Consider the following 21,596-nt stretch of genomic DNA (forward strand, 5'->3'; position numbering starts at 1 on the left):
CCAGCGCTGCATCGTCTTAGTTACCGATACGTTGTAACAACTGACTTAAATCACGAGCCAGCTCCGCACGCGTAACCACCTGTTGTGGACCAAACGACGCGCTTAGTTGTGGCGTCAGATCAAAGGCGCCTTGTTCGACATCTAACTCGACTTGGGCGAGGCCTAAATTGAGTGCAAGTTGAACATGTCCGCGCTTGTCGGCAGGGATTGTGAAGCTATCTTCAAGCTCGATAATTTGGTCGAAGCGAGTGACCTGAATCGGTTGCTCTGGATCAAAGCTTGCAGCAAGTTCCTCCAGGCCTAATGCTTGTACCAGCGCGAAAGCCACCTCGACGCGTGAGACGTTGTCTCCGGCACCAAACCATTGTTCTGAGTTGGCCTCAACCAGTGCTGCTGTGGAATCTGCTCCGCCAAGTAAAGCTGCATTGGTTGCACTGGCGGCGTTGGCAAAGGCTGCACTGGTGCCGAAGGTGTCAACATAGTGTTGCGTTGCGCCTTGCTGCGACTGTCGCAGCAGACCGCTTAGCGACAACGCATCAGCAAATTCAAGCTTGCTCAGCGGCGCATCAGGAGAGAAACCGCCTGAACGAGCGTCCATCAGACGCTCATTGATCGCCAGTTCGATAAACGCGCGGGCAGGATGATTAAATGTGTCATCGATACCTTCAATACCTGCTGATTCAACGGTGCGGATGGAAACTTCGGTGGGTACCGGCAGACCAATACCGTTGGTCACGCCTAATGGATCGAGTGATAAACCGCTGACTGAACCAATACCGCGCGCGTAGACCTTCCAGGTACCCGCCATAGCTGGTGCCGATACACCTACTGAGGAACCAAGCACAGGAAGTCCGATGCCTGAACCGTATTGATTACCTTGCGGGTCTTCAAGCACAAAGGCGGTGCCCGATTCAATTTGCGCACTGGCAAGTACCAGCGTAGCTTTTTCATCGACAACGAAGGTTTCTGAAGCGGTGGTACCGACTGGAAAGTACTCGACAGTACGCGTGAAACTATCGCCTTCGGAGAGTTCAGCATTGGCATTGAACGAACGATTTTGTTTGACGGTATCACCGAAACTTTCAGATCCGGCGACTGCTGCTTTTACCGCGGCATGAGCATTGATATAACCTGCTCCAGCTTCCCACGAATCGCGGCCTGGCATGACTGTGGCGGTATCCTGAATAATACTTTTCACCTGCTGCCATTGCAGGTTCGGATTCGCTTCGAGTATTAATGCAACAACACCAGAAACATGAGGTGCAGCCATGGAGGTACCACTTGAAATGGTATAGTACGCCAACTGCTCTGGTGGAATCTCTTCAGCGTCTTGCTGCGCACTTAAGCCGCCTAAGCTCGACAGTGATGCGCGCGCGGAGATGATATCAACCCCAGGTGCAGTAATGGTAGGACGGTCTTCCCAAGTATAGGTTTCCCCATCTACTTCCACCTGTCCGGATTTGCCATCGACACCGCGCGAACTAAAGTCCGCAAGTTTACCGCTTTTGTCGCCGGCAGCGACGGTAATGACCCAAGGTGCTTTTTTGAAGTTACCAGTGATGGTTGACTCACCAGGACCGGAGTTACCAGCAGAAAATACGGTGATGACACCATTATCGGCAAGTTTCTTGGTGGCGACATTGGTCGGGTCGTCAGGATTAAAGTCAGTGCCGACATCGCCCGTGTTGCCAAAAGAGTTCGAAATCACGCGGATGTTGTAGGTAAACTGATTATGCAGGGCGTAGTCAAAGCCACCAAGGGTATCTAGAATGAATAGTCCTGCACCAGAGCCGTAGCCAATCAGTGAAGCGCCTGGCGCAACACCGGTATGCTCGCCGTTGCTCATACTACCACTGCCGCCAACGGTGCCGGCGACATGAGTTCCATGACCGCCAAGGATGTCGGTATTGGCGACGTTTTCCTGATAGGTGATGGGTAGCATTCCGCTTAAGCTGTTCAGGTTAACCTGCGCAAGGACATTCTGAACAACGTGCTGGGGGTACATCAAATCACCGTGCGTACCGTCTACGCCAGAATCGTTAATGACGACACCAATGCCGCGCCCAGAAAATGGAATGCCGTTGTTGCGTAAACTTGTGTCGGCGCGAAGATTCTGCACGCCAGTGATAGCTGTTGCATCGCCGTTTTCAAGTGAAAGCGGGTCGTTGTGCCATACCGAACGAACATCTTCACGTTGGTAGATGGTCTCAATTTGCGCACGGGTGGCTAACACGCCTGCCATGGGTAACTCTTTGAGTACCAAACCGTTCAGACCAAGTTGCTCGAGAAACGCAACCTGACTTGCTGAGGGGGCTTCGGATTGTTCAAAGGTAACAATGACCGAGTGTAAAGTGGCGTCATCCGCCTGATTAATGATAGTGCGCAAATCAGGATCGAAGGTTTTTGCGATGCCAGCGCTGGTCGATAGCGACACGGCAAGCGCCAGAGTAAGACTAGAAAGTTTCGTTTTATTTAGCATGGTTATAGTCCTGTAGTGGTTGATTAAATTTGCTCCTTCAGACTGGCATGCTCGAGTGGCATAAGAATATAGGGGTAATCCCCCCATTTTTAAGTGTTAACGAAGGTGGTGACTGGAGTTTTAGGGTTGGATCAGCGACAATGCGCGGGTTAGCTCAGAAGGATAGAATTGATGTCGCAATCTGCAATCGCAAAAGAAGTGGCTAAACGCCGAACCTTTGCCATTATCTCGCATCCGGATGCGGGTAAAACTACCATTACCGAAAAAGTCTTACTACACGGACAACGCCTGCAGAAGGCAGGTACCGTAAAGGGCAAGAAATCAGGCCAGCACGCCAAATCGGATTGGATGGAAATGGAAAAAGAGCGGGGAATCTCCGTGACGACCTCTGTCATGCAGTTTCCTTACCGTGAGGCGTTGGTGAACCTGCTGGATACCCCAGGTCACGAAGACTTTTCCGAGGATACCTACCGTACTCTAACGGCGGTGGATTCGTGTCTGATGGTGATTGATGGCGCCAAAGGTGTCGAGGATCGCACCATTAAGCTGATGGAAGTCACCCGTTTGCGCGATACGCCCATCATTACCTTTATGAATAAACTGGACCGCGATATTCGCGATCCCCTTGAGCTGCTCGATGAAGTTGAAAGCGTACTGAATATCATGTGCGCGCCGATCACCTGGCCGATTGGCTCAGGCAAAGGCTTCAAGGGTGTCTATCACTTACTCGATGACGAAGTCATTTTGTACAAAACCGGGCAGGGACACCGCATCCAGGAACGAGAAGTCATAAAAGGTCTGGATAACCCGGAATTGGATAAACGCCTCGGCGAATACGCTGCCGAGTTGCGTGAGCAAATTGAGCTGGTACAGGGCGCTTCAAATGATTTTGATCTGGAAATGTTTTTAGCCGGTGAGTTGACGCCTGTCTATTTTGGTACAGCCTTAGGTAATTTTGGTGTCGATCACATGCTTGATGGCCTGGTGCAGTGGGCGCCGAAGCCGCTGGCGCGGGAAACCGATACCGGCGAGGCTGTTCCTGCGGCACGTCCGGAGTTTTCCGGTTTTGTCTTTAAGATCCAGGCGAACATGGACCCACGTCACCGTGACCGTGTGGCCTTTATGCGGATCGTCTCAGGCAAGTACGAGAAGGGCATGAAAATGCATCAGGTACGACTTGGCAAAGATGTGCGCATTGCTGATGCTTTAACCTTTCTTGCCGGAGATCGGGAGCATGTTGAAGAGGCTTATCCGGGGGATATCATTGGCTTACATAACCACGGTACGATTCAAATCGGCGACACCTTTACCGGCGGCGAGAAATTTAAGTTCAGCGGAATTCCAAATTTTGCGCCGGAACTGTTCCGCCGCATCCGCTTAAAAGATCCGCTGAAACAGAAACAGCTCCTGAAAGGCTTAGTGCAGCTTTCTGAAGAAGGCGCGGTGCAGGTTTTCCGACCTTTGTCGAACAACGATTTGATCGTCGGTGCTGTAGGTGTACTGCAGTTCGATGTGGTTGTGCACCGCCTTAGATCTGAATACAACGTTGATGCAGTGTATGAAAATATTAATGTGGCAACGGCACGCTGGGTAACTTCTGACAGCGAACGCAAACTCGACGAATTCCGGCGTAAGGCTGAGGCTAATCTGGCGCTGGATGGCGGGGATAATCTGACCTACATCGCACCGACCATGGTAAATTTAAACTTGGCAACGGAACGTTATCCGGATATCGACTTCCACCATACGCGGGAACATTAACCAGCGAAGGACATTATGGCGTACAACCTCTTCGACACGCACTGTCATTTAGATTTTGAGGTCTTTGACGAAGACCGCGAAGAGGTTGTCAAACGCGCCTATGAGCAGGGCGTACGCTCAATATTTATCCCCGGCACTTGCCGCGACACGCCACGCGTTCGACCGCAGACGATGGCCGGTGTCCAGCTCTTCTATGCCGTCGGTTTACATCCCTACTTTATCGCTGACCACAACAACGAAGATCTCGACTGGGTCGAGCAGCAGTTGCAGGAACACGCTGGGTATTGGGTCGGTGAAATTGGTCTGGATCGAACCTGTCCCGACTGGGACCAGCAGTGCGACCTGTTCGTGCAGCAGGTCGAGCTGGCCGTTAAGTACCAGCGCCCCGTGATCCTCCACCACCGTAAGTCACAAAGTGATTTACTGCACTATTTAAAGCCCTATCTGGATGACTTACCGGATCAAAAAGGTATTTTGCACGCGTTCAGCGGCAGCCCTGAGCAAGCCCAGGATTGGATTAGTAAAGGCTTTAAATTAGGTGTTGGCGGCACCATCACCTACTCGCGAGCGAAGAAAACCCGAGCCGCGTTAAAAGACAGTCCGCTGGATGCGCTGGTGCTTGAAACCGACGCTCCGGATATGCCTGTCTGCGGTTATCAGGGGGAGCGCAACGAGCCCTGCCATGTTGCTGACGTGATAGCGTCACTGGCTGAGCTGCGCGATGAGGATAAAGACGTTATTGCTCGACAGCTTTGGCAAACAAGCTGTGAGCTTATTCCTTTAGACGCAGACGACGATAACGCCACTTGTTGAAGGTGAGTGTGATAAGTACACCGGCCAGGACCGCAAACAGCAGCAGGAACTGACCGTAATAGCTGAGGTATTGATGAACCGACAGCGGTTCAGCGAGCAGCATCGGTTGATTGATGCCAATGTGCAGATAGCCATGAACAAGCTTTTCTTCGCGGACTTCTTCAACCAGCACAAAGGCATTGTGTGTCGACTCGGGTTGCGGGACACTGCTTGCTTCTGCCCGCACCATAGGCCGGCCATAGCTATCATAAACAGCGCTGTAATCAATCAACGGATGCCGGGTCAGGTTGTCGACCAGATTTTGTAGTTTGGTCTGATCATTTTCGATGAGCCAGTAACGCGCCTCATTTGCAGCTTGAGTTGCAGTAAGCTCGATAAGTTGCTGGCTATGTGACTGCAACTCCGCCAAACTCGTTTCTTGCATCGTCCCCCAGAGGTTCTCGATCAAGACAATGAGCAGCACTGCGGCAAGCAGGCGGCGGCCGCGACGATAGACAAGCTTGATGATATTGATAACATGTTGTGCTGTTGTCATAACAAAACTATACGCTGAGCAACCCTGGAAGAGCAACAAAAATGGTCGACATTGACGCCCCCGGCATCGTTTTATTTGATATGGATTCTACACTCATCACGATTGAGTGTATCGATGAACTTGCCGCATTAGTGGGAAAAAAACAGCAGGTCAGTGCAGTGACTGAAGCTGCGATGCGGGGTGAGCTTGATTTTGCCGAAAGCTTGCGGGCCCGGGTGAAGTTACTGGCAGGGGTGCATGAGCGGCAGTTACAGCAATTACTTGAGCCGATTCCGTTTTCCGTCGGCGCGCAAGCTTTAATTGCCTGGTTCCAGCAGCGAGGCTGGCGCACGGCACTGGTTTCCGGCGGCTTCACCTGGTTCAGCGGACAAGTGGCTGAAGCGCTCAAGCTTGATGCTCATAAAGCGAATCAGCTGCAATGGCAGCAACACTGTCTGACTGGTAGTGTGGCTGAGCCGATTGTCGATGGTCAGAGTAAAGCCGATTATTTGCATACGCTGGCGCAACGCTGGCAGCTGCCTATGAGTAATACCATTGCTGTTGGCGACGGTGCGAACGATAAAGCCATGTTGCAGGCTGCTGGCCTCGGCATAGCTTATTGCGCAAAGCCAGCCTTGCAAGAGGTGGCCGACTGGTGCATCCAGGAGCCTGACCTGATGCAGCTGGCGAACTATCTGGAAACAATGAAATCACGTACGAGCGAGACCCATTAGAATGGCAAAGGCAAAAACAGCATACGTATGCAATGAATGTGGCGCGGATTTCGTGCGTTGGCTGGGCCAATGCACAGAATGTAAAGCATGGAATTCACTGACTGAAGTTCGCTTAGCCAGTGCTAAGACGGTGAGCGTCGAGCGTCGTGGCTTTGCCGGTTCAACGCAGGCGCAAGTGCAAACCTTAGGTGAAGTCGATTTACAGGATTTACCACGCTTTAGCAGCACCTACAAAGAATTTGACCGGGTTCTGGGCGGTGGTATTGTGCCAGGTTCGGCGATCTTAATTGGCGGCTCTCCTGGTGCCGGTAAGAGTACGCTGTTGTTGCAGACGATGTGCCAGCTGGCGGCGCAGATGCAAACTCTGTACGTCACCGGTGAGGAATCATTGCAGCAAGTCGCATTGCGGGCTCAGCGCTTAGGGTTGCCGACCGATCGCTTGCGAATGCTTGCAGAAACTTCGGTGGAGACCATTTGTGATCTGGCTGACAAGGAACAGCCCAGAGTCATGGTCATCGACTCTATTCAGGTGATGCATCTTGCCGATATTCAGTCAGCTCCTGGCAGCGTCGCACAGGTGCGGGAATCGGCTGCCTACCTGACGCGGTATGCCAAACAAAAAGGTGTTGCCATCATTATGGTGGGACATGTGACCAAAGACGGCTCTCTGGCCGGTCCTAAAGTGCTTGAGCACTGTATCGATGCCTCGATTCTACTTGAAGGAACTGCCGACTCACGCTTTCGAACCCTACGCGGCAATAAAAATCGCTTTGGTCCGGCCAATGAACTGGGCGTCTTTGCCATGACGGGTCAGGGGCTGAAAGAGGTTAGCAACCCGTCCGCGATCTTTTTGCAACGCGGTGAGGAGCATGGCAACGGCTCCGTGGTGATGGTGATTTGGGAAGGAACACGACCGCTACTGGTTGAGCTGCAAGCTCTTGTTGATGCCAGCCAGCTGGCGAATCCACGGCGCGTTGCGGTAGGTACTGAAGCCACCCGGTTAGCGATGTTACTGGCGGTACTGCATCGCCATGGTGGCCTGCACATGTCCGATCAGGACGTCTTCGTCAACGTCGTTGGTGGCGTGCGGGTCACAGAAACGGGCGCTGATTTAGCGCTGCTTCTTGCTATTGTCTCCAGCTTTCGCGAGCAGCCTTTGCCGCGGGAACTGATTGTCTTTGGTGAAGTGGGGCTGGCTGGAGAAATACGGCCGGTGCAAAATGGCCAGGCGCGACTCAACGAAGCCGCCAAGCATGGGTTTACCCGTGCCATCGTGCCTATTGGTAACAAACCCAAAGAGGCGATTGCGGGCATGCAGGTGACTGCAGTTAAAAACTTACAGCAAGCATTAGAAGCCATCTAATGCGAACTTTGCTGGCAACATTTGCGGTTACAGTCATGTGGTTCGGCTCGGCGCACGCCGGGCAACGCGTGGTGAGTATTAACCCATGCTTTGACGACTGGTTGCCGCAGTGGCTGGCGCCGGCATGGCAGATGGTCCCATCGACGGAGCATGGCAACCGGCTGGAGCAGATCGTGGCGCTGAAACCCGATTATGTTGTTGCCGGCAGCTTTGTCGGACGGCAACTGCGGCTGGCGTTACAGGAGCGGGTGCAGCTGACGACCGTGCCCTACGTCGCCGACTGGTCCGCCTGGCGTGAGGCAGTGCTGCAGCTGGGGTTAGAGCTGGAGCAGAAGTACCAGGCCGAGCAGTGGCTTGCACGCCAGGAAGCAGCATTGGCAAGCTATGATTTACGCAGTTTGGGAAACACGTTGATCCTGATGCCCAATGGTTTTACCTGGGGCGGACAAAGCTGGATTTATCAGCTGCTGCAGCAGCACCAGCTGCAATTATCGCCGCTTTCAGGCTCCGGTGATTTAGTGCGTTTAAACCTTGAACAGGTGCTGCAAAGTGAGCCTGACACTGTGATTCTCGAGGGCTTTTCAACGGAGTATGCCCGCGCTCAGGATTGGCTCTGGCACGACGGGCTACAAGACTGGCTGATTCAGCGTCGGGTCATTGAGGTCGACGGCCAGGTTGCAAGTTGTGCAGCCACCCGGGCACTCGATTATTTGCAACAGTTAAGCCGGCAACAGGACGCGAACCCAGCTCCTGCAGAGGGACTACAAGATGCTGCGCGTTAGCCTGTTATTGGCGATAGTCTGTGTTGCCTTGTTAGGGCTGCATATGATGATGGGGAGCAGTGGCTGGGGCTACGATTACCTCGGTGCAGCAGCGTCGACAATCTTATTCGATATCCGCTTACCGCGCGCGCTACTGGCGCTGCTCAACGGAATCGCCTTAGGTACCGCAGGCGCGGTGCTTCAGGTCATGTTTCGAAATCCTCTGGCGGAACCCGGTATTACCGGGATCGCAGGTGGCAGTGCACTGACCATTGTCGTGGTATTGTACTCGGGCTTGACCTTGCCGCTGAGCGGATTACTGCCGGTGGTTGGCATGCTGGGCGGCTTGCTCAGCTTGATCGCCTTGTGGCTGATCGCTGGCGGCCATACCAGCGGTTTGCGCTTAATTCTGGCCGGGGTAGCGGTAGCATCATTTTGTGGAGCGCTGCTGGCGCTGGTATTGAATCTTGCCCCCAATCCTTTCGCCTATCTGGAGTGGAGCCTGTGGTTGCTGGGCTCAGTTGCAAATCGTGGCTGGGAGCAAATATATTTGCTGGTACCAAGTATGGTGCTTGCTTTTGGGTTGTTGTACTGGCAACGCAACTTTATTAATGCCCACATCTTCGACCAGCAGACGTTGGCGAGCCTGGGCTTCCGACAAAACTGGTCGGCCTGGTGGGTGTTAGCCAGCGTAACCTTATTAATTTCTGCTTCCGTTGTTACTGCGGGGGTGATCAGCTTTGTCGGGTTACTGGCACCACATCTTGCTCGCCTGCTCGGTGAGAACAGGCCGCCGCAGCTCATGGTGTTGAGCGGGCTGGGCGGCGGTGCTCTATTACTTCTTATTGACGCTGTGGTGAAGCTGGTTCCCACCACCGTAGAGTTACAGTTAGGTGTTGTTGCCGCCTTTATTGGCGCTCCCTGGCTAGTGTATCTGTTGATGAGGCAGGCGCGCGCATGACTTTGAAAGTGGAACGTCTAGGCCATTCAACCCGGCTGCAGGAGGTAAGCTTTGCTGCGCAGCCGGGTGAGCTTGTCGGTATCCTGGGCGCCAATGGCGCCGGAAAAAGCACCTTGTTGCAGTTACTTTGCGGTGTGCTTGAGCCAGACGCAGGACAACTGACGTACCAGCAACGTGATCTCTCCCAAATCAGTGCTTATGAGCGCCGCCAACTACTTGGCTATTTACCCCAGACACCGGTTGCTGAGGGTGGAATACGAGTGGACCACTTCCTGCAGGCCGGTCTGGTGAATTTGCATTTAAGCTGTCCTGGCAAAGAGCTGAATCGTGTCGTTGAGACTTTGCAGATTCATGCATTGCTGGAGCGCACCCTGGATAAACTCTCGGGCGGAGAGCAGCGTCGGGTGCATATTGCGCGGGCTTTATTAGGTGATCATAACTGGCTGCTTTGTGATGAACCTACGACCAGTCTGGATCTCTATTATCAACTCCAAGTTATGGCGGTACTGCGTGCGCAAGCCGACCGTGGCAAACTGGTGACATTGGCTCTCCATGATCTAGGTCTTGCGGCTCGGTATTGTGACCGGTTGGTGTTAATTGATAAGGGGCGCCTTCTAGCTGAGGGAACACCGGCCGCGGTCTTGACCGACGCAAACCTGGCGCAAGCCTATAAGATTAAAGCGCGCTGGCTATGTACGGACGAGGGCGTGACGCTGCTACCCAGTTTATTATCTTAGGTGGGCCGGCTGTATCGACGCTGCTAACTTTAGGTATTAAAACTCATTGCGCCATTGTTGCAAAAGCGGATGCTCATCCGCTGTAAGCTGTGCGGCGGTGGCTAAACTAGCGGTCCCTGAGCTACTGCAACTGCCGTTAACGATATAGTGTTTGGCCTCAGCTAAAAGAGGATCACCACTGGTACCCCAGTCACCTACCAGTCGGTCGTCGGCTGAGCAGTGCACGGGAATCCCATCAAAATAGCGCCCTTCACCGTTGGCATTGACCGTTTCAAAGTTAATCACAAAGCTGCGTTTGTCACAGAAGGGGTCCGGCGACTGGCCGACGGGTTTACCGCAGGTGCGCTGGCCAATCACCACCACATCAATAAAAGGTTGTAAGCCATTGATGATAAGCTCTGATGAGGAACAGCTTGAGGCGGTTGTCAGCACAAATACCCGGTTTAAATCCAGTTGCTGAACGCCCTCAATTAACTCAAACAGCGAGGTAGCATTGTTGTCGCTGTTTTTGTCATTAAAACGCAGGGAAACAAAGGTATTACCAATGACGTTGTTACCCGCCGCCTGGGTTGCGGCCTGGTTTGCATAACGGATCAGCCCCCCGCCGTTGTAGCGCAAATCGATGACCAGATCATCCACGCCAACCAGCGCATTATACGCCTCATTCAAGTCTGCACCGGTGCGGTCGATAAAGCTATTCAGGACATAGTAGCCAACTTCGCGGCCGCCAAGCTGTTGACGCTTGGTGGCGAGCACTGTATTGGTTTCGACTTGTTCTTTAGTCAGGATGTCATTAAAGAGAGTGCCGTCAGGACGCTGCCAGTCGAGGGTTACAGTTACGCCGACCTCACGCGGACCAAGGGCTTCGTTGTAGCCACCGCTGGCGATAAGATCACCAACAGGGACACCGTCAATTGCCAGGATTTCATCAGCACGGCGAAGACCAGCCTGAGCTGCGGGAGACTCATCGAAAACATAGTTGATAAACACCCGGTCACCGTTGAACCGTGTGGAGAAACCAAAGCCAATGTATTCAGCGTTGACAAAGCGGTCCTGATATTCCTGTTCTGTCAGTATGTAACTGAACCGGTCGTTATCACTGCGAATTGCGTCTAATAAGTCGTATACGGACGCATATTCTGCAGGGTCGACCGTTGTCGGTATATCTTCGTACCAAAAATAATTTTCGCGCATGTAATCGAGGAAGTAGCGGTTTTGTCCCGCAACAGTGCAGCTTAAACTGCCGTCGTCACTACCACCGGTTGCAGGAGAACTGCTACCGCCACCACCGCAGCTGAGTAACAATGTTGTCGACAACACTAAGCATAGATTCCTGTAACCTGGGATTATGGACCTGGAGCGCATACTTCAACCTCAATAACATGACCTGAAATACTGTTATATTCGCTCGCTTGAGAGATGTCCAGTTCGGCAAAATTGCTTAGTGACGCGCCCGGTTATTTTTGGCAAACTGCGATCTTTGTTTTAGCCAGGTAGCGTGAGTAGCATTTATGACGGCAGTAATGATCGATTTGCAGGGAACTGAAATCACCAGCGAAGAGCGCGAGTTATTAGCGCATCCAGCGGTGGGGGGAGTCATCTACTTTTCCCGTAATTTTACCGATATTGATCAGTTACATGAATTGGTGCGTCAAACACGTGCAGCGGCCAGAAATCCACTGATCCTGGCGGTTGACCATGAGGGCGGTCGGGTTCAGCGTTTTCGCGAAGGTTTTTCGAAAATTCCGGCGATGGGCGCAATCCTTACGCATGCGAACAGCCGCGAAGATGCCCAGCATTGTGCGCAGGAGTTGGGCTGGCTAATGGCCAGTGAAGTGCTGGCGATGGATATCGATATTAGTTTCGCGCCAGTTATGGACATGAACGGTGTGAGTGAAGTCATCGGCGAGCGCGCTTTTGCCAAGGGTGCTGAGCACGTAACTTTGCTAGCACGCAGCTTCATTAAAGGCATGCATCAGGCCGGCATGAAAGCGACCGGTAAACATTTTCCCGGGCATGGTTCGGTGAAGGCTGATTCCCATATTGCGATGCCTGTCGATGAGCGGTCCTGGGAGGAGATCCTGCGGACTGACTTGCCGCCTTTTATCGAACTGGCCAACTGTATGGATGCGGTAATGCCTGCGCATGTTATTTATCCGGCAGTGGATGACAAACCAGCTGGCTTCTCTGCGCGTTGGTTACAGCACGTCTTGCGCGCGCAACTAGGTTTTAAGGGCGTGATTTTTAGTGATGATCTTGCCATGGCGGCGGCCACTGCCGCTGGAACTATGCCGGAACGTGCAATAGCCGCATTAGACGCAGGTTGCGATATGGTGTTGGCCTGTAATGATCGAGCTGGAGCCAAAGCAGTGCTTGAAGCGCTTGAGCCACGCTTTACTGAAGCGCATAAAGGCGCCAATCGTTGTTACGAACACCTTGCTAAATGCGCTGGCCTGGGCTGGCAGACGCTACGTAACCATCCGCGCTGGCATCAGGCTCAGCTGCTGCTGGAGCGTTTTGCCGACGGGTCTTAACTTTCGTAACTAAGCGGATCCGTGACCTTGTTTTCAGCAAAAGCTTCGAGCCGCTCGACACAAGCTCCGCATTTCCCACAGGCCAGCTCGCGACCGTTGTAACAGGTCCAGGTGTCGGCATAGTCGAGCCCCATAGCTAAGCCATCGGCAAGGATCTCGGCTTTATTGTTATCAAGGTAGGGAACTTCAATACTTATCGGCTCGTAGTTAGCAATCAGACTGACATCATTCATGCGCTTCACAAACTCCGGGCGGCAGTCCGGATAAATTGCATGATCCCCTGAGTGCGCTCCGTAATAGACCGCACTGGCATCCAGCGATACGGCATAGCCAATAGCCAGCGATAATAAGATCATATTGCGGTTGGGGACCACTGTTGATTTCATTGAATCTTCGGCATAGTGGCCTTCAGGTATGGCGTCATCGGCAGAGGTGAGTGAGCTGCCACCTAACAGTGAATTAACGGCGGTGATATCAACAACTTTATGCGGCACCCCCAGTTTTGCAGCGGCTTGTGCTGCCACCTCCAGTTCTTTGACATGGCGCTGACCGTAATTAAATGACAGAGCGTAAACCTCATGACCGTCACGAATGGCGCGATTGAGCACCGTGAACGAGTCCATTCCGCCAGAATAAATTACTACAACCTTTGCCATACCCGAGCTCCATGATTACTGCTTTTTTAACGACCGACTTACGGTACAATAGTGGCTATAGTTTAACGTAAAACAGGATGAAACCCATTACTACTCTTTATCCAGTCAATGAATTATTTGAAACCATTCAGGGTGAAGGCGTATTCACTGGCACGCCGGCCATTTTTCTGCGCCTGCAAGGTTGCCCGGTAGGCTGTCCCTGGTGCGATACCCAGCACACGTGGGAAAAATCAGCGGATAAGCAAGTTGACGCGCAAACGATGCTCACTAAGACGTCAGCAACAGCTGAGTGGGCAGAGCTAACTGCACTTCAGCTGTTAGCTCTTTTTACCGAGCAAGGTTTTAGTGCCAGGCATGTGGTCATTACCGGTGGCGAGCCAGCAATGTTTGATTTGCAGGAGTTGGGTGAGACCTTAGAAAAGGCCGGCTATCAGTTGCAAATTGAAACCAGTGGCACTTTCGCCCTGCAGGTGACTGCGGACACCTGGGTGACGGTTTCGCCAAAGCTGGATATGCCCGGAGGCTATCTGGTGCGGCCGGACTGTATGCAAAGAGCGAACGAAATCAAACATCCCGTCGCTATGCAAAAGCATATTGATGCGCTGGATAATCTCCTACAGCGCTGTCCACCGCGCTCCGATGCAATTATCGCGTTGCAGCCAATTTCCCAGCGTCCCCGTGCGACACAACTGGCAATAGCAACCTGTATTAAGCGTAACTGGCGTCTGTCGGTGCAGTTGCACAAGTATCTGAATATCGAGTAAGTCATCTCCTCGCTGCCAAAGCACTAAGCGTCCCTGCGTTATAGTTTCAGAGCTGAGTCATCAGCTTGCTACTACTTTTTCGCATGGAGGCGTTATGCAACAGGGAAGTTTTCTTTTCAAAAGCCGCGGTCAAGGAATGACCGAGTACATCATCATTGTTGCCCTCATTGCCGTAGCTGCAATTGGGGTTTACTCACTGCTCGGCAAAACCGTGCGCAACCAGGTTTCGGGTATTGCGCACGAAGTAAGTGGTCAGAACTCTTCGCAGCAACTCAACCAAGCCCGTTCCGCTGCGCGCCGGTCAGGCACTGTGGCACGACAGGATGTCAATCTCGGCAACTATGACGAAGCGACCGAGTCGGGTGAAAACTAATGCGCAGCCGTGGTTTCACCAGCATCTGGCTGTTACCGATTCTGGCTGCCCTGTTGGTACTGACTCTTGCTGTGATGCGGGGCAGTCAGAACATTCGCAGCGTCTGGTATCAACAGAATGTCGCTGACAATATGGCAAGCTCTGCTGCGACTTTATTGGCAAGAGAGTTGAATCTGCTGGCGCTAATCAATCGTGCGTTGCTGGCTAATGAGCTTACGCTGGCGCAGCTGGCGGGGCTTTATAGCTGGTTTCAGATGATGCGTGATGTCGTCGATCGCAATGCCGCTGTGTCAACCTGGATCCCCTATCTCAATTCCGTAACGCGGCAGATTGCCGTAGCTGTTGGTCACGCTGAGCGACCCCTGACCGCCATTATTCGAAGTACTCTCTATTTCCAACATTTAATAACCACGGCGCTACGCGCGACGCAGTGGTTTGCACGTTTAACGTTTAGCTTGGAAATTCCAAGAACTCTGGCTGAGGTGCTGGCGCACCATGATGTTGAGCAGCCTAGCTGGCAGGTACTCCACGCCCCCGGGCTGATTCAGTTGCCGTGGTTGTGGTGGAGTTATGTTCCTGCCCAGCACTCAGGAAATGATAGCGGACTGGCGCACCGACTTATGCTGGCGAGCATGGATGGTTTTACCAGAGAGCGCAGCTACAAATGGTTCAGTGCACTTCAGGTGAGCGTCAAAAAAGCCGGCGCAGCGCGTTTACAGAGTGACACTCGCGGACACTGGAGCTGGCAATCCATGGATACCGTCGCGATCCACATTACGGGGCTGCTTGATTCCGAGGAACTCCCTTGGGGCGACGGATTAAGTTATCTTGGGCACAAAGTCAGTCAATATGGCCCGAATGACTTTGGTAATTCACCCACTATCAACCCGCGAACTTCTGCCTGGGCGCAAGCCATGCAACACAGCCTGACAGATACGGCGAGGCGGTTTAACTACTTTAACCGCAGGGATCTAGAGCCCGATGACTGGCCCCAGGTCATTGTTGTACTCAACGATGTGACCGCTAAGGCAGGTGTATTTTTTTCCCGACCGCAAAGCTTGTTTCCCCGTATAGACGCCGCGAGTGAGCAGGCAAACTTATTTAACTCCTTGTGGCAGCCGCAGTTGCTATCGCTCACCCTCGCTGAGAAAGGATTGCTGGCGAGCTTGTACCCGGGAGGCCAAGAAAATGAAAACTGAAAGCGGACAGGCGATCATTGAGAGTGTTTGGATACTCCTGCTGTTGGCGCTGCTGCTGACGCTTATCAAAGACGTGATACAACCCCAGAATATTCAACAGCAGCAGCGCATTGACAGGAGTCGTGCCGAAATCTGGCGGTTCGGGTCACCAGCTAAGGTCAGCGACACTGGGGATTATGCTTTTGCCCGACAGGCTCAAAAGGTACTAGGGCCTGTTGCGCAACTTACCGGCCTGAAGTTAGCAAGCGATAATCTGCGCTTGCTAACAAAAAACGAAGAGCAGGTGGCCATGGCTCGTATTCTGGATGCCTGGCAAGCCGGTGAGCCGGGGGCGCTAAGTGCAAGGCCTGCGCTGTTAACGCCCGCGGCGCGTTTAAATGAGTTGGGTCTGCCGCAAATCCAGCGCTTACTTAGTTGGCTGCATTTCACCGAGGAGTTCGCCCCTGGTCAGCTGCGCTGGGGCTATGTTAACCCGGACGCCACGCCGTTGGAGCTGGAGTGCGCGCAAAAACGGGAATGCCGCTGATGGATTTGCCGCTGGATTGGCAGGGTGAGTTACTGGTCGAGCAAAGCAGTCATCAGACCTGGCGGATAATATCTCCGGACACGCCGCAGTTGCACCTTATCGGTTGCCAGGTGACTGAGCTCACCAACCTGGGTTTTTGGTGTGAGCACCGGGGGGCGATGTGGTTGCTACAACAGCATCAGGGACAGTACTGGCTCACCCGTTTAGTTCGTGCGAAGACGCAGCCCTCGCCATCGGACTGGCGAGGACTGCCTTTGCAAGAGCTGGCCAGTGAAGGTCAGCAGATTACGATTCATTTAAGCAAGCAGCATCCACAGCAGTTGTTCCAGTTTGCACAGTTTCGCTATCAGAGCCGTAAACCACGGCTTTTGGAGTTAAGCCATGGAAGGTTTTATTTATCATTGCAATTGCCGACAGAAGACCTGTTTTTATACCAGCAGGGCTCACAAACCCTGGTGGTCTCCGCGGGGACAGTCGGGGCAGGCAAGTTTTGAAGTCATCATCGTTAGTCTGGCGCTATTACTTATCGTGATTGTCCCGGTGACGGTGAACGAACAGACACTATTGGTCTGGCTCGAGTTCGTGGTGATGAGTTGGATGATGATGTATAGCGCCCTGTGGCAGCAGTTTTTATTGCATCCATGGGCGAGCTAGCTGATGCAGGTCAATTTGAAATGGAAACTGACTTTGTTGGTGTTGCTCGTACTGGCGCTCGTCATTGCCAGTTATCAGCTGATGAGAACCTATGTAGAACAACAATCACAAGCGATCGAACAACAGCGTAATGCAGCCATGGAGTGGGTGTTGGTGTTCAAAAGGGACTTAGAGGAAGGCCATATGGTGACTCTTGATGATTTGCAGCAGCGCAAGTACCCACCAGGCTACATCAGCGAAGACTGGTTGCGACCACAGGATGCGATGGCCATTGTTGGCAACTTGACGCAGCACTTTGTCAGTCGTGGCGAGCCTGTGATGCTGGCTGTTCTGCAGCAAGCGCGGCGCGCCTCCTTCAGCGATGTGCTTGCGCACAATGAGTACGCGGTGACCGCGACCATCAGCATCGAACAGGTTCATCATGGTCTTTTAGCAATCGGCAACAGAGTCAGTCTGGTGGCGCAGCGTGACAGCTTCGGGGAAGCTTCTGAGAACACGCTCATGAGTATCGCAAATGTTGAAATCCTGGCTATCGATAATGTCACAGAGGCGGACTGGCAGCAGGGCCTGGCGAGCACTCTTACCTTCCGCTTTACAGCTGCCCAGGCCGCGGCTTTTGAACAAATTCGCAGAAGTGGTTATGCGATCTGGTTGCAAAACCCTGAGCCAGACTATGCACCCTTAAAAGCTGAGCCGGTGATAAAGATATACACCATGAACAACGGAGGTTTTGGCGAATGACAAAGCATCTACATGCGGTGATTGGGTTGTTGTTCTGTCTGAGCGTACAAGCGCAACCCAAAGTTTTTGAAGTCAGAGCCGATGAGTCGATCATTATCCCGTTAGAGGGGGTCGATGAAGTCGTCATCACCAACGATCAGGTGGTGAATTTCCAACATCTCGACAGTGGTGTGCTGGTCGTCACCGGTAAGCAGGCGGGTACGACGGAGCTGCTTATGTTCACCGACACGCAATTGTCAGCCCGCCATGTTGTTGAGGTCAAAGCGGCACTGGATCAACGGCTCAAACTTGAGCTGCTTGCTTTACAGCGGCAGTTCCCGCAGCTACAGGTCCATCATCATGACGAGCTCATAAGTATTTCCGGGCAATTGGATCTCGGCGATCAGAAGACTATAGAAAGACTCGTTGAACGGCATAGCAAGCTGGTGTCGCAAGTCGAATTTGTGCAGCAGGATAGCACCCCGATGCTAGTTATCGAAGTCAGGATTGCCGAAGTGAAGCGCTCTTTCGCGCGCCACCTTGGCGTACGCTGGCCAGCGCACATCAACGGCCCCTTGGTCGAGAATGCGGGACAGTGGCTGCACTTACCCATCAGCGCGCAGTCGACCATTGATGTCATGGAGCGACAGGGCCAGGCAAGACTTTTGGCAACACCCACATTGACGGCTGTCAGCGGCGGGACTGCTGAGTTTCTGGTGGGCGGTGAGTTTCCGGTGCCGCAGGTGCTGGTGCAAGGACTACAGGATGTCAGCTTTCGCCCTTATGGGATCCAGTTGACTATTGCTCCACAATTGCTCGAAAGCGGCAAAGTCCAGACTCAGCTGGTTGCTGAAATGAGTTCTATCGATCCGGCGACAGCGGTCAATGGTATTCCCGGCTTGCTGACCCGAAAGGTCGCCTCCACTCTTGTCATCCCTGCGGGTGAAACAATGATTCTCTCGGGATTACTGCAGCACGAGCAATCTGAGCAAGCAGATCGTTTTCCCGCGTTACATAAGCTTCCCATTCTCGGTGCCCTGTTCGGCTCCAAGCAGTTTCGCACAGCAGAAACCGATCTGGTCATTATGGTCACGCCAAAGCTTGCCAGTGCAAGTGTCGAACGCCAATCGCGTGGCGCAGTTGCAAATCAGCAAATTAAAGATTTTCGTCGGGCGGCAGGCTGTACGGGCTTACTTGAACCTTTTATTTTCGGGGGGGACAAGTTATGACTGAGCGTGAGGAGTTAACCCAGGTGTTGAAGTCGCAAATTCAACGCGCCACCTTGCACCGCGATCTTGGCAGTTCCGCTAATTTGCGCAAGTTCGCGGAAGACCTGCTCAAGGCTCATTTGTTCCAGCATCAGGGGACAGCTGTAACAGCAGTGCAGCTGCAGTTGATTGATGAAGTGGTCGAAAGCTGCATGGGGCTGGGGCCGCTCAGTGCGCTCATCGCTGATGAGGGCATAAGTGAGATCATGGTGAATCACTACAACTCTATTTTTATCGAACGCCAGGGTAAGCTATTGCCTACGGACATACGCTTTCGCAGTGAAGAAGAGCTGTTGCAGGTTATCGAACGCATTGTTCTGCCACTCGGGCGACGCATTGATAGTGCCCAACCAATGGTGGATGCGCGTTTGCCTGACGGCTCTCGGGTCAATGCCGTCATCGCTCCTTTAGCTTTGCGTGGGGCCTGCCTGACCATCCGCAAATTTGCCAGGAAAACCATAGATTTTGATGACTTAACTCGGTTAAACGCCATTACTGACAGCGCCAAAGCGTATTTGCAGGAGATGGTTCGAATAAGGAAAAATATCCTCATTGTCGGTGGTACAGGCACCGGGAAAACAACGCTGTTGAATTTACTGGCCAGCGAGGTGCCAGAAAATCAGCGCATCATTACTATCGAAGACGCTGCGGAACTGAAGTTGCGCCATGTCAATCTGATTGCCTTAGAGGCCAGACCGGCAAATGCTGAGGGAAGGGGTCAGGTAACGATCAGAGAACTATTAATCAATGCCCTGCGGATGCGTCCAGATCGCATCGTTGTTGGAGAGTGTCGCGGTGCTGAAGCTCTGGATATGTTGCAAGCTATGAACACCGGTCATGAAGGTTCTCTGAGCACCTTGCATGCGAATAGCCCCAGAGAAGCACTACAACGGCTGGAGGTGATGGTGATGCTCGCGGGCTTTGAGCTGCCCCTGACAGCCGTACGCCAACAGATCGCCAGCGCTATTCAGGTTATCGTGCAAATTGCTCGCTTGAGCGATGGCCGCCGTGTCATTACGGCGATCAGTGAAGTCGTAGGACTGGAATCCATCGCTTACCAGATTACGCCGCTGTTCGAATGGCGCGATAGTCAACTTTGTTGCACTGGCATGGGCTCTGAATGGGGGCAGCATAATGGTCATTGAGCTATGGCAGGTGGCGCTGCTTGGCAGCCTGGCAGTGCTAGCTGCCATTGGCTTAATACTGTTGCTGGCGCAACAGCCATTACGGGAAATAAAACAACGTCTCGAGCGTGATGCGGAGCTCTCATTAGCGGCATTCTTAATTTTCATTCCAGCGCGTTTATTCTGGTTGATCTTAAGTGTGTTAGTGCTGCCGGTCGTCATCTTTATGAGCCTGATGGTGGCGAATGGTGTCTGGTCAGTTCTTGCATGTCTGCTTTGTTTCGCCGGGCTCCCATGGTTAAGGACGACGTTACTTAAGCGCCGCCGGCAGAAAATTGAAAAGCAGCTGCCGAATGCTCTGCAGCTGCTTGCGAGTAGTCTGCAGGCGGGTCTGAGTCTTACGCCGGCGATAGAACTGGTAGCGAAACAGTTGCCACGACCTTTGCAAATGGAATTTCGGTTACTGGTGCAGCGGCAACGGACGGGAGACAGCTTGATGCTGGCGCTGGAAGACTTTTACCGGCGTTCGCCTTCGACGATGGTCCGCTTTTTTACCTTCGCTATTGATACGGGGCACCGTTATGGCGGGCAGCAAGCGCAGATGCTGTCACGCATGGCTTGCGCCATTCAGCAACAACAGTATGCCAGGGAGCGGATGTTAAGTCTTTCAGCTCAGGCGAGATTGCAAGGCAAGGTTATGTTCGTTTTACCGTTCGCCTTATTCTTTGCGATAGGAGAGGTGCAAGAGCAGTCCAAAGCGCTGCTGCTGACGACACAGGAGGGGCGAGTTTTACTGCTGCTATGCGGCTGCCTGATGCTTATTGGTATAGCTTTGACGCGCAGAATTATGGGGCGTTTCAATGACGACGCCTGACTGGCTTTTTGCCAGCGCATTAGGGCTCATCGCGCTTATTGCCGGAGTGAGCATCCTGGCACTTTATCGCCTTTGTTGGAGTCAGGGGCCTGTTCTGTTGCAGCGACTATTAAACCGATGTTCGCCGACCTGGCAGCGCAGGCTGACCGCTTATGCCAAGTCACAGGATCCTTTAAATGAGCCCGCAGAGGTTTTGTTGCGACAGTTGCTGGAAATGCTGGTTGTGGTTTTTTGTTTGCTGCTTCCTCTGCCACAACAGATTCGCTGGATGATTTTGCTGGGCGCGATTTGCGTATATCTGCAAGCTCGCGCCCGGAACCGCGCCCGAATCGGACGTTTCAGCCGGCAATGGCCTGCCTGTCTGGATATGTTGGCGATGCTGCTGCAGGCCGGCTTATCGTTTCGTGCAGCGCTGCATGCACTTGCGGGATTAAGTGGGGGTTCACCGGCTTTGGTGCAACTGCGTGTACTCCATCAGCAGTTGCTTGCTGGCGTTAGTCTGGATGAAGCGCTGGTGGAATTTAAGCTGCGCATCCCTCACCCTGCATGCAACACTTTTGTCGCTGCGGTACTGCAGTCACGGTTTACCGGTGGAGCACTGGCGGACACTTTGATTGCGCAGGCGGAGCAGTTGCGCAAAGAGCAGCAGTTGGAAGCAGAGCGGTTGGCACAGGAGGTTGGCGTAAAACTATTGTTGCCCCTGGTGACGTGCTTTTTTCCGGTCACTTTTTTACTTATTTTAGGCCCTATTTTTATTGGTTTTTTACAACCTCAGTAAGGA

General features: G+C 52.9%; 22 protein-coding genes. 18 read left to right on the plus strand and 4 right to left on the minus strand.

What is annotated here, in order from left to right:
- Window positions 1-16: 16 nt before the first annotated feature.
- Window positions 17-2,479: a S8 family serine peptidase gene (locus tag J6J34_RS11870; RefSeq protein WP_301899087.1), complete on the minus strand. Its 2,463-nt coding sequence runs from the start codon at window positions 2,477-2,479 to the stop codon at window positions 17-19.
- Between the two features lie 171 nt (window positions 2,480-2,650).
- On the opposite strand from J6J34_RS11870, the gene prfC reads away from it, so the two are divergent.
- On the plus strand, window positions 2,651-4,240 hold the full coding sequence (gene prfC / locus J6J34_RS11875; protein WP_301722203.1) for a peptide chain release factor 3: 1,590 nt from the start codon (window positions 2,651-2,653) through the stop codon (window positions 4,238-4,240).
- Window positions 4,241-4,255: 15 nt separating this feature from the next.
- Window positions 4,256-5,053: a TatD family hydrolase gene (locus J6J34_RS11880; RefSeq protein ID WP_301722202.1), complete on the plus strand. Its 798-nt coding sequence runs from the start codon at window positions 4,256-4,258 to the stop codon at window positions 5,051-5,053.
- Here the strand turns inward: J6J34_RS11880 and J6J34_RS11885 are convergent.
- Complete coding sequence (locus J6J34_RS11885) at window positions 5,013-5,588, minus strand: hypothetical protein (RefSeq protein ID WP_301722201.1); 576 nt, start codon at window positions 5,586-5,588, stop codon at window positions 5,013-5,015. The genes J6J34_RS11880 and J6J34_RS11885 overlap by 41 nt on opposite strands.
- 41 nt (window positions 5,589-5,629) lie before the next feature.
- Between J6J34_RS11885 and serB the strand changes: the two genes are divergently transcribed.
- The 5 genes from serB to J6J34_RS11910 are packed head-to-tail and all read left to right on the plus strand — an operon-like array spanning window position 5,630 to window position 10,123.
- Window positions 5,630-6,301: a phosphoserine phosphatase SerB gene (gene serB / locus J6J34_RS11890; protein ID WP_301899088.1), complete on the plus strand. Its 672-nt coding sequence runs from the start codon at window positions 5,630-5,632 to the stop codon at window positions 6,299-6,301.
- 1 nt (window position 6,302) lies between these two features.
- Complete coding sequence (gene radA, locus J6J34_RS11895; RefSeq protein WP_301722199.1) at window positions 6,303-7,664, plus strand: DNA repair protein RadA; 1,362 nt, start codon at window positions 6,303-6,305, stop codon at window positions 7,662-7,664.
- Complete coding sequence (locus J6J34_RS11900) at window positions 7,664-8,446, plus strand: substrate-binding domain-containing protein (RefSeq protein ID WP_301899089.1); 783 nt, start codon at window positions 7,664-7,666, stop codon at window positions 8,444-8,446. The genes radA and J6J34_RS11900 overlap by 1 nt, the downstream gene beginning before the upstream one ends.
- Entirely contained in the window at window positions 8,433-9,386 is a 954-nt protein-coding gene (locus J6J34_RS11905) for a FecCD family ABC transporter permease (protein ID WP_301775129.1), read from the plus strand. Before J6J34_RS11900 ends, J6J34_RS11905 begins: the two co-directional genes overlap by 14 nt.
- Entirely contained in the window at window positions 9,383-10,123 is a 741-nt protein-coding gene (locus J6J34_RS11910; protein WP_301899090.1) for an ABC transporter ATP-binding protein, read from the plus strand. Before J6J34_RS11905 ends, J6J34_RS11910 begins: the two co-directional genes overlap by 4 nt.
- Window positions 10,124-10,159: 36 nt before the next feature.
- Here the strand turns inward: J6J34_RS11910 and J6J34_RS11915 are convergent, their stop codons facing one another.
- Window positions 10,160-11,443 (minus strand): S41 family peptidase, encoded by a 1,284-nt coding sequence (locus J6J34_RS11915; protein ID WP_301899091.1) that lies wholly within the window; start codon window positions 11,441-11,443, stop codon window positions 10,160-10,162.
- Between the two features lie 191 nt (window positions 11,444-11,634).
- Here J6J34_RS11915 and nagZ point away from each other — a divergent pair, with 191 nt between their 5' ends.
- Window positions 11,635-12,657, plus strand: coding sequence for a beta-N-acetylhexosaminidase (nagZ, locus tag J6J34_RS11920; RefSeq protein ID WP_301899092.1), 1,023 nt, complete (start codon window positions 11,635-11,637; stop codon window positions 12,655-12,657).
- Here nagZ and queC read toward each other — a convergent pair.
- On the minus strand, window positions 12,654-13,313 hold the full coding sequence (gene queC, locus J6J34_RS11925; protein ID WP_301722193.1) for a 7-cyano-7-deazaguanine synthase QueC: 660 nt from the start codon (window positions 13,311-13,313) through the stop codon (window positions 12,654-12,656). The two genes, nagZ and queC, sit on opposite strands and share 4 nt — an antisense overlap.
- Before the next feature lie 77 nt (window positions 13,314-13,390).
- Here queC and queE point away from each other — a divergent pair, with 77 nt between their 5' ends.
- From queE to J6J34_RS11975, 10 genes are all read left to right on the plus strand, one after another.
- Entirely contained in the window at window positions 13,391-14,077 is a 687-nt protein-coding gene (gene queE / locus J6J34_RS11930; RefSeq protein WP_301899093.1) for a 7-carboxy-7-deazaguanine synthase QueE, read from the plus strand.
- Window positions 14,078-14,171: 94 nt separating this feature from the next.
- The gene (locus J6J34_RS11935) at window positions 14,172-14,450 is read left to right on the plus strand and encodes a Flp family type IVb pilin (RefSeq protein ID WP_301722191.1); all 279 of its coding nucleotides are present in this window, start codon (window positions 14,172-14,174) and stop codon (window positions 14,448-14,450) included.
- Complete coding sequence (locus J6J34_RS11940; protein ID WP_301899094.1) at window positions 14,450-15,649, plus strand: hypothetical protein; 1,200 nt, start codon at window positions 14,450-14,452, stop codon at window positions 15,647-15,649. The genes J6J34_RS11935 and J6J34_RS11940 overlap by 1 nt, the downstream gene beginning before the upstream one ends.
- Entirely contained in the window at window positions 15,639-16,175 is a 537-nt protein-coding gene (locus tag J6J34_RS11945; RefSeq protein WP_301899095.1) for a hypothetical protein, read from the plus strand. The genes J6J34_RS11940 and J6J34_RS11945 overlap by 11 nt, the downstream gene beginning before the upstream one ends.
- Entirely contained in the window at window positions 16,148-16,669 is a 522-nt protein-coding gene (locus J6J34_RS11950) for a hypothetical protein (protein ID WP_301722188.1), read from the plus strand. Before J6J34_RS11945 ends, J6J34_RS11950 begins: the two co-directional genes overlap by 28 nt.
- A 163-nt stretch (window positions 16,670-16,832) precedes the next feature.
- Window positions 16,833-17,570 carry a CpaB family protein gene (locus J6J34_RS11955; protein ID WP_301722187.1) on the plus strand — a complete coding sequence of 246 codons (738 nt, stop codon included), beginning with the start codon at window positions 16,833-16,835 and terminating at the stop codon, window positions 17,568-17,570.
- The gene (locus J6J34_RS11960) at window positions 17,567-18,778 is read left to right on the plus strand and encodes a type II and III secretion system protein family protein (protein WP_301775132.1); all 1,212 of its coding nucleotides are present in this window, start codon (window positions 17,567-17,569) and stop codon (window positions 18,776-18,778) included. The genes J6J34_RS11955 and J6J34_RS11960 overlap by 4 nt, the downstream gene beginning before the upstream one ends.
- Window positions 18,775-19,962 carry a TadA family conjugal transfer-associated ATPase gene (locus tag J6J34_RS11965; RefSeq protein ID WP_301722185.1) on the plus strand — a complete coding sequence of 396 codons (1,188 nt, stop codon included), beginning with the start codon at window positions 18,775-18,777 and terminating at the stop codon, window positions 19,960-19,962. Before J6J34_RS11960 ends, J6J34_RS11965 begins: the two co-directional genes overlap by 4 nt.
- A complete protein-coding gene (locus tag J6J34_RS11970) occupies window positions 19,952-20,815 on the plus strand; it encodes a type II secretion system F family protein (protein WP_301722184.1) in 864 nt (287 codons plus the stop codon). The genes J6J34_RS11965 and J6J34_RS11970 overlap by 11 nt, the downstream gene beginning before the upstream one ends.
- Window positions 20,802-21,593: a type II secretion system F family protein gene (locus J6J34_RS11975; RefSeq protein ID WP_301899096.1), complete on the plus strand. Its 792-nt coding sequence runs from the start codon at window positions 20,802-20,804 to the stop codon at window positions 21,591-21,593. The genes J6J34_RS11970 and J6J34_RS11975 overlap by 14 nt, the downstream gene beginning before the upstream one ends.
- Window positions 21,594-21,596 lie beyond the last annotated feature (3 nt).

The sequence above is a fragment of the Pseudidiomarina terrestris genome, from assembly GCF_030466405.1.
Classification (GTDB): Bacteria; Pseudomonadota; Gammaproteobacteria; order Enterobacterales; family Alteromonadaceae; genus Pseudidiomarina; species Pseudidiomarina terrestris.